Source organism: Amycolatopsis kentuckyensis (genome assembly GCF_002155975.1).
Taxonomy (GTDB): domain Bacteria; phylum Actinomycetota; class Actinomycetes; order Mycobacteriales; family Pseudonocardiaceae; genus Amycolatopsis; species Amycolatopsis kentuckyensis.
Window position 1 is genome coordinate 1 of the sequence record NZ_MUMI01000326.1, and the last position, 7,762, is coordinate 7,762.

The 7,762-nt window shown below is 71.3% G+C and carries 7 protein-coding genes; 5 read left to right on the top strand and 2 right to left on the bottom strand.

Annotation, left to right across the window (positions count from 1 at the left end):
* Positions 1–1,172: MFS transporter (locus CCN39_RS29385; RefSeq protein ID WP_208630437.1), on the bottom strand; the 1,172-nt coding region annotated here is incomplete at its 3' end.
* A 121-nt stretch (positions 1,173–1,293) separates the two neighbouring features.
* Here CCN39_RS29385 and CCN39_RS29390 point away from each other — a divergent pair.
* A complete protein-coding gene (locus CCN39_RS29390) occupies positions 1,294–1,872 on the top strand; it encodes a helix-turn-helix domain-containing protein (RefSeq protein ID WP_086847419.1) in 579 nt (192 codons plus the stop codon).
* A 196-nt stretch (positions 1,873–2,068) separates the two neighbouring features.
* On the opposite strand, the gene CCN39_RS29395 is transcribed toward CCN39_RS29390, so the two are convergent.
* Positions 2,069–3,076: a methyltransferase gene (locus CCN39_RS29395; protein WP_086847420.1), complete on the bottom strand. Its 1,008-nt coding sequence runs from the start codon at positions 3,074–3,076 to the stop codon at positions 2,069–2,071.
* Positions 3,077–3,267: 191 nt separating this feature from the next.
* Between CCN39_RS29395 and CCN39_RS29400 the strand changes: the two genes are divergently transcribed.
* From CCN39_RS29400 to CCN39_RS29415, 4 genes are read left to right on the top strand one after another with little or no spacing between them, the layout of a single operon-like run.
* On the top strand, positions 3,268–4,443 hold the full coding sequence (locus CCN39_RS29400; protein WP_434781129.1) for an aminotransferase class I/II-fold pyridoxal phosphate-dependent enzyme: 1,176 nt from the start codon (positions 3,268–3,270) through the stop codon (positions 4,441–4,443).
* Positions 4,440–5,144 carry an HAD-IA family hydrolase gene (locus tag CCN39_RS29405; RefSeq protein ID WP_086847424.1) on the top strand — a complete coding sequence of 235 codons (705 nt, stop codon included), beginning with the start codon at positions 4,440–4,442 and terminating at the stop codon, positions 5,142–5,144. Before CCN39_RS29400 ends, CCN39_RS29405 begins: the two co-directional genes overlap by 4 nt.
* Complete coding sequence (locus CCN39_RS29410; RefSeq protein WP_086847426.1) at positions 5,141–6,508, top strand: class I adenylate-forming enzyme family protein; 1,368 nt, start codon at positions 5,141–5,143, stop codon at positions 6,506–6,508. The genes CCN39_RS29405 and CCN39_RS29410 overlap by 4 nt, the downstream gene beginning before the upstream one ends.
* A gap of 18 nt (positions 6,509–6,526) precedes the next feature.
* Positions 6,527–7,726 carry a cytochrome P450 gene (locus CCN39_RS29415; RefSeq protein ID WP_086847428.1) on the top strand — a complete coding sequence of 400 codons (1,200 nt, stop codon included), beginning with the start codon at positions 6,527–6,529 and terminating at the stop codon, positions 7,724–7,726.
* The last annotated feature ends 36 nt before the right edge of the window (positions 7,727–7,762 follow it).

The following is a 7,762-nucleotide window of genomic DNA, read 5'->3' on the forward strand; positions in this document are numbered from 1 at the left end:
ACGGCGGTGTTGGTGATCGGTGCGTTGGCGAAACCGACCCCGATGCCCAGGAGCAGGTAGGCCGCCAGGAGCACCGCGGTGATCGTGCTCGGTGTCAGGGCCGCCCACAGCACGCCACCCCCGGCGGCGATGAACACTCCGGCCAGGACAAGGGGGACACGTGGCCCCAACCGGCCGGTCAAGATGCCCGACAGCGGGGCGCACACGGTCGCACCGACCGCCAGCGGAAGAACCGCCGTACCCGCGGCCAGCGGTGTCCAGCCGCGACCTTCCTGAAGGTAGAACGTGGTGAACAGCACGGTCACCGACAAGGCGACGAACACGGCGACCGCGCCCAGCACCGCCGCGGCGAAGGGCGGGCGCCTGAACAACCTCAGCTCGATCAGGGGCGCCGGCCTGCGCAGCTCGACCCACGCGAAGGCGAGCGAGATCGCCGCGACACCGGCGTATCCACCAAGAATGATCGGTGAGGTCCAACCAAGAGCTGGGGCCTCGATGAGCAAACCCACGACCAGTGCGAGGAGCCCCGCCAGCAGCGCCTGGCCGACCGGGTCAAGGCGCCGTGCGTGGCCGCCGCGCGACTCCGGGACCAATCTCGCGACGAGCACCATGGCGGCCGCCACCAGCGGGACGTTGATCCAGAACACCGATCGCCAACCGAATCCGGCCAGCAGGGCTCCTCCCGCCACCGGGCCGGCGGCCATGCTCAGGCCGAACACCGAGGCCCACACGCCGATCGCGCGGGCCCGCTCGCGGGGATCAGGCGTCGCGTTCACGACGATGGCCAGCGCCACCGGGCTGAGCATCGACGCCGCCACGCCCTGGACGGCCCTCGCGGCGATCAGGGCGCCCACCGAAGGGGCCGCCGCGCACGCCACCGACGCGAGCCCGAAGCCCACCAGGCCGAGCTGGAAGATCCTACGGCGGCCGAACCGGTCGGCCAGGGCCCCGGAGGTGATCAGCAAGCTCGCGAACACGATGGTGTAAGCGTCGACGACCCATTCCAGGGCCCGAGTTCCCACCGCGAGACCGTGACCGATCCGAGGCAGCGCGACGTTGACGATGGTGGTGTCGAGCCCGACCAGAAACAGGCTGGAGGCACAGATCACCAAGATCGCCCAACGCCGGGCAGCGGTCAGCACTGGAGAAGTGGGTGCAGTGGTCGTGGTCAAGTGATGGCTCCCCGGGGTCGGCGGCAAGGTCAAGGACAGGGTGCACACGACCCGGCAGGGTTCCCCAGCATCTTTGCGGAAACTGCAAAAGACGGCGGCGTCATGGTGCAGACTCCGCGGCATGGACGCCGAAACCGAAGAGATCCTCAACGGGATCGCGCCTCGCTTGCGCGCAATCCGCCAGTCTCGCCACCTGTCCCTCGAGACGGTTGCGGCGGAGACCGGGATCTCGGTCAGCACCCTCTCGCGGCTGGAGTCGGGCAAGCGCCGGCCCACGCTCGATCTGCTGATACCCCTCGCCCGCGTTCACCACGTCGCGCTCGACCAACTCGTCGCCCCGCCGGCGACCGGGGATCCGCGCGTCCATCTCAAGCCACACCGTCACGGCCAGGGCAGCATCGTCGTTCCGCTCACTCAGTACCCCGGCCGCATCCAGGTCTTCAAGCAGGTCCTGGCACCCCGGGAACCGGAACTTGTCACCCACAAGGGCTACGAATGGCTCTACGTCCTCGCCGGCACGGTCCGCGTCATCATCGGGGAGCGCGAGTTCACCTTGAACCCCGGCGAAGTCGCCGAGTTCGACACGGCGGAACCCCACTGGTTCGGGCCCGCCGCCACCGACTCCGTCGAGCTACTCCACCTCTTCGGCCCACGCGGTGATCAAGCCGCGGTTCTTGCACATCCGCGAACAACGTCCTGACCCGAAACCGCCCGGGCGGCGTGGCGGAAACGCTGGGGCGACGACGGGCGCGAGCCCGGACCCGGTCGCGGACGAAGCCGCCGCGTTGCCGGCGCCGGTGTCGCGGGGTGTCAGGACTCGGCGAACCCCAGGGCTCAACGGCCGTCGGTCACGGGGTTGCGGTGTGGAGGGTGAGGCCGCGCTCGGTGGCCGGGTGTCAGGACTCGGGCGCGGTGGTGAATTCCAGGGCCCAGCGGCCGTTGGTCACGGGGGCTGCGCTCCGGAGGGTGAGGCCGCATTCGGCGGCCAGTTCGGTTAGCTCCTCGACGGTTCTTTCCTTGCTGCCGAAGCACATCAGCATGAACAGGTCGATCGCCGTGTCGGCGCCGTGGCCCTGGACCGGTTCGATCAGGATGACGGTGGCGTCCGGTGCGGCGGCGCGGCGGCAGCCGGCCAGGATCGCGCGGGCGTGCTCGTCGTCCCAGTCGTGCAGGATGTCGGACAGCAAGTACGCGTCGGCCCCGGCCGGCAGCGGGTCGAAGAAGCTGCCGGGCACCGCGCTCGCCCGGTCGTCGAGCCCGGCCGCCTTGAGCCGTTCGCCGGCGGCCGCGGCCGTCGGCGGCAGGTCGAGGATGCGGCCGCGGACGGCCGGGTGCGCCCGCAGGATCTCGACGAGCAGCGGCCCGTCGCCGCCACCGACGTCGACGATGTCGGGGAACCGGCTCCAGTCGAAGTTCCGGGCGATCAGCGGCGCTTGTTCCCGGAACCGCCAGTTCATCTGCGCGTCGAACGAAGTCCGCAATTTCGGCTCGGCGTCGAGATCGGCCCAGAAATCGCGGCCGTACCGGCGTGGATAGGCGGGCGCGCCGTCGGTCATCACGTCGAGGAGCTCGACGAAGGCGAGTTCGGCCCGGCCTCCGGCGCAGGTGATGTCGAGCAGGGGCTGGACACCTTCGGGCGCGTCTTTCCGCAGCTGCGCGCCGAGCTCGGTCGGCCGGTAACGCCCGTCGGCGGTCAGCTCGAACACCGCCACGGTGACCAGGTGGTCGAGCAGCCGGCGCAGCGCCGCCGCCGACGTCCCGCTCAGCGACGCGAGCCGCTCCGCCGTCGCCCCTTCGGTTCCGGCGTGTTCGGCCAGCCCGAGCGTCGCGGCCACCCGCACGGCCATCGGGGTGGCCAAATCGGCCAAGGGCATGATCGACTGCTTCGCTGTGGGCTGGTCCATTTCGCCAGGCTAGCAAAGCGCGCTTCAGTGGTATAGACCGGTGCAACCGCGGAAGTTCCGCACTTGACAGGTCCCATTCCCGGCCGGCCGCGCCGCGGTTTGCCGCCGCGGATCACGGCTCATATGGTGGCCGGAGCAATCCGCCGAAAAGCCTTTTCCCTTCGGAAGCGGCCGAGCGATGAACGGACGTGATCTCTATTTCTCGTCGAAATCTCGAGTTGCCGGACTGGCCGCAGTACGACGATTCCGAAAAAGCCGCTCTCCTGCGTGCGCTCGACCAGAGCGGGTGGTGGCGCTTCGGCGGGCAGGAGGTGTCGGAGTTCGAGCGGGAGTTCGCCGAGTACCACGGCGCGCGCAACGCGCTGGCGGTGACGAGCGGAACCCACGCGCTGGAACTGGCCCTCCAGGTCATCGGCGTGGGGCCGGGGACCGAGGTCATCGTGCCGGCGTTCACCTTCATCTCCTCGTCCCAGGCCGTGCAGCGGCTGGGCGCGGTGGCCGTGCCGGTCGACGTCGACCCGGACACCTACAACATCGACGTCGCCGCGGCCGCCGCCGCGGTGACCGGGAAGACCCGCGCGATCATGCCGGTACACATGGCCGGCCTGCTCGCCGACCTCGACGCGCTGGGCAAGTTGTCCGGCGACACCGGGGTTCCGCTGGTACACGACGCCGCACACGCCCACGGCGCCGAATGGCGCGGAGCGCGGCTCGGCGAACTCGCGGCCATCGCCGCCTACAGCTTCCAGAACGGCAAGCTCATGACGGCGGGGGAGGGCGGCGCCCTCCTGTTCGCCGATTCGCTGGAGTACGAGACCGCATTCCTGCGGCACAGCTGCGGCCGGCCGCCGTCCGATCGCGCCTACGAGCACAAGGTATCCGGCTCCAACTTCCGGATGAACGAGTTCTCGGCGAGCGTTCTGCGTGCTCAGCTCGCCCGCCTCGGCGGGCAGATCGACGTGCGCGAGCGGCGCTGGCCGCTGCTTTCCGGGCTGCTGGCCCGGATCCCGGGCGTGGTTCCGCAGGGAACGGACGACCGGTGCACCCGCAACCCGCACTACATGGCGATGTTCCGGGTGCCGGGGATCACCGGCGGCCGGCGGCGGCGGCTGGTCGACGAGCTCATCGCGCACGGTGTGCCGGCGTTCGCGGCCTTCCGGGCGATCTACCGCACCGACGCCTTCTGGGAACTGGCCGCCCCCGCCGGAGACGCCGCCGCCATCGCCGCCCGGTGCCCGAACGCCGAAGCGATTTCCGGGGACTGCGTCTGGCTGCACCACCGGACCCTGCTCGGCACCGAGGACCAGATGACCACGGTCGCCCAGATCGTCGCGGACGTGGTGGCGAAGGTGGTCGGCTCCCGATGACCCGGGAGATCGTCGCCGGTCCGGTCGTGGCGCACCGGGCCGCCGGGACCGCGCTGAACGCCGTGGTCTTCGACCTCGACGGCGTGCTCGTGAACTCGTTCGAGGTGATGCGCTCGGCGTTCACGCACGCGTTCCGGGAAGTGGTCGGCGCCGGGGAGCCGCCGTTCGAGGCGTACCTGCGCCACCTCGGCGGGTACTTCCCCGAGATCATGCGGAAAATGGGGCTGCCGCCGGAAATGCAGGACCCGTTCGTCCGCGAAAGCTACCGGCTGGCGGACCGGATCGAGCTCTACCCCGGGGTGCGGGAACTGCTCGCCGGGCTGGCCGAGCGCGGCATCCCGTGCGCGGTCGCGACCGGCAAGGCGGGGGACCGTGCCCGCTCGCTGCTCGCCGGGCTCGGGGTGCTGGACCGGTTCACGCACGTGATCGGCTCGGACGAGGTCGGCCGCCCCAAGCCGGCCCCCGACATCGTCCGCAAAGCCCTCGCGTCGATGGACGTCGACGCGAATGAAGCCGTGATGATCGGCGACGCCGCCTACGACGTGGCGGCCGCGCGGGCAGCCGGCGTCACCGCGGTGGCGGCCCTGTGGGGCGAGGGCGACCGCGACGCGCTCTTGGCCGCCGGTCCGGACGCGTGCCTGGAGAGCGCCGGCGAAGTCCTCGAGTTCGTGCTCGCGACGAGAAAGCGGGCCTCCGGATGACCATGACCATCGAGCAGGTCCTGGACGGCGGCGGGACGGCCCGGCTCGTCGTGGGCGGCGTCGAGTGGCCTGCGGAAAGCCTGCTGCGCGCCGGAACCCGGCTGGCCGGCGAGATCTCCCGGCGGTTCGGCGACGTGCGGATGCTGACGACGTCCACCGCCGACGCGGCCCTGATCGTCGCCGCGGTCGCCGCGGCCGGCCGGCTGGGCGTTCCCGTGCTGCTGCGCGACCCGGCGGCCACCGGCACCTTCGACGCGGCCGATGTGCTGATCGGCGACCGGCCGCCCGGCGATCCGGTGCCGCTCGGCGAAAACCTCGGCTGCCACCTCGCGCACCTCGCGACGGCGCTGCCGGTGCCCCTGCCCGGCGAGTCGATCCTGTTCCAGACCTCGGGCTCGACCGCCGCGCCCAAGGCGGTGGTGAAGCCGGTCGACGCCGTGCTGCGCGACGCCGCCCGGATCGCCACCGCGTTGCACGGCGAGGGCGCTCCGGACGCCGTCGTCTGCGCCGCCCCGGTGTACCACTCCTACGGGTTCACGCACGGGCTGCTCGCCGGGCTGCTGGCCGGCGCGGAAACCACGTACCGCCCGCCTTCGTCGCTGCCCCAGTCCCTCGTGAAGACCGTGGCGAGCACCGGTGCCGGCACCCTCGTCGCGCTGCCGAACCACGTCCACATGATCGCGGACGCCGGCTCGCTCGACTTCGGCGGAGTGCGGCAGGTGGTGTCCGCCGGTGCCCCGTTGCGGCCGGACGCGGTGGCCCGGATCTGCCGCGGCCACGGGTTCCGCCTCCTCAACGCCTACGGGGCGTCCGAAGTGGGCACGATGGCGATCGCGGCACTGGCGGAGACGTCGGCACCGGGCAGCATCGGCTCGCCGCTGGCCGGCGTCGACCTTCGGATCGGGCCGGGGGAGGGCGAACTGCTCGCCCGGAACGACTCGTTCGCCACCGGCTACTTCACCGAGGGGCGGCTGCGCCCGCTGCCCGCCGAGGACGGGTGGTACCGCACCGGAGATCTCGCCGAACGGGACGCGGACGGCCTGCGCATCACCGGACGGCTCGGCGACCTGATCAACATCGCCGGCCGGAAGACTCGCCGCTCCCGGCTGGAGGCCGTCCTCTCGGCGCACCCGGATGTGGCCGAAGTACAGGTGATCGTCACCGAAGACGCGGTGCGCGGGGAGTTCCCGGTGGCGCGGGCCGTGGTCGCACCCGGGCGCGAGCGCCCGGACCTGCTGGGCTGGAGCCGGACCCGGCTCGACGCCTTCGAAGTGCCGCGACAGGTGGAGTGGGTGGACCGGCTGCCGCGGACCTCCACCGGGAAATTGAGCTACGCGCCCCGCCGTGCCGACGGCGGCCGTTGACGTTGGGAAGGAACGAGCATGTCGAGCATCGATGAGGCTGCGGCCCGGGGCGACGTCGTCGACCTCTACGAGGCCAAGGACGAGTTCTACCGCGACCCGCACGCCGTGATGAAGTCCCTGCGGGACGCCGGCCCCGTGCACCGGGTGCGGCTGCCGTTCGACCTGCCCGCCTGGCTGGTCGTCGAAACCGAGGCGATCCGGGACCTCCTGGCCGACCCGACGCTGGCGGCCGGCCCGCGCTTCCTCGGCGTCGCGCACCCCGACGGGGGCGGCAATTCGACACTGGGGATGCTGACCTGCGACGAGCCGCGGCACGGGCAGCTGCGCCAGACCGTCGCCGGGGCGTTCAAGCCCAAGGTCATCGCGCAGCTGGCCCCTCGGCTGACGGAGATCGCCGGCGAGCTGCTCGGGAACCTGCGCGAGGGGGACGAGGTCGACATCGTCGACGCGTTCGCGTACCGGTTCGCGCTGGAGATGATCATCGAGATCGTCGGGGTGCCGCTGGTCGACCGCACGCTGTTCCGGCACTGGACCAACGAAACCGTGACCGACGGCGACGACTCGCACGCCATCACCGCGGCGCGGGAACACCTGGAGGAGGTACTGCGCCGGACCTTGCGCGAGGGCGATGGCAGCACCCTTGCCGAGCGCATGGCGGCGGCGGAAGGACCCGACGGCGCGCCCCCGATGTCGTTCGACGAGCTGGTTTCGATGGTGTACCTGCTGCTGATCGCCGGGCACGAAAGCTCGACCAACCTGATCGCCAACACCCTCGTGACGGTGCTCGAATCGGCGGAGCTGACCGGCAAGGTGCTGGCCGGCCGCATCGACTACGAGACGCTCGTCGAGGAGTCCCTGCGGTTCGACACGCCGCTGATGATCTCGACCAGCCGGATCACGACCTGCCCGGTGTCGGTCGGCGGGAAGACGATCCCCGGCGACGGCGAGATGATCTTCTTCTCCTGGGCCGCCGCCGAGCGGGACGCGTCCACGATGGACAACCCGGACGAGTTCGACCCCCACCGCAAGCGCAGCCGGACGCTGGCGTTCGGCGCCGGTACGCACTACTGCCTCGGGGCGAACCTCGCCCGGCTGGAGGCCGTGGTGGCGTTGCGGGAACTGTTCACGCGGTTCCCCGGCATGCGCCTGGCCAAGCCGCCGAAGCGGTGGGCCAGCACGGTGACCCGCGGGATCGAAAGCCTGTTCATCCGCCTGTAGCCACGACCGGAGGCAACCGATGGTGAAGACCGAGCG

Bases quoted from the DNA above. Each gene is read 5' to 3' on its own strand.
- CCN39_RS29390 (WP_086847419.1), top strand. From the start codon at position 1,294: ATGGACGCCGAAACCGAAGAGATCCTCAACGGGATCGCGCCTCGCTTG.
- CCN39_RS29410 (WP_086847426.1), top strand. From the start codon at position 5,141: ATGACCATGACCATCGAGCAGGTCCTGGACGGCGGCGGGACGGCCCGG.
- CCN39_RS29415 (WP_086847428.1), top strand. From the start codon at position 6,527: ATGTCGAGCATCGATGAGGCTGCGGCCCGGGGCGACGTCGTCGACCTC.
- CCN39_RS29395 (WP_086847420.1), bottom strand. From the start codon at position 3,076: ATGGACCAGCCCACAGCGAAGCAGTCGATCATGCCCTTGGCCGATTTG.
- CCN39_RS29405 (WP_086847424.1), top strand. From the start codon at position 4,440: ATGACCCGGGAGATCGTCGCCGGTCCGGTCGTGGCGCACCGGGCCGCC.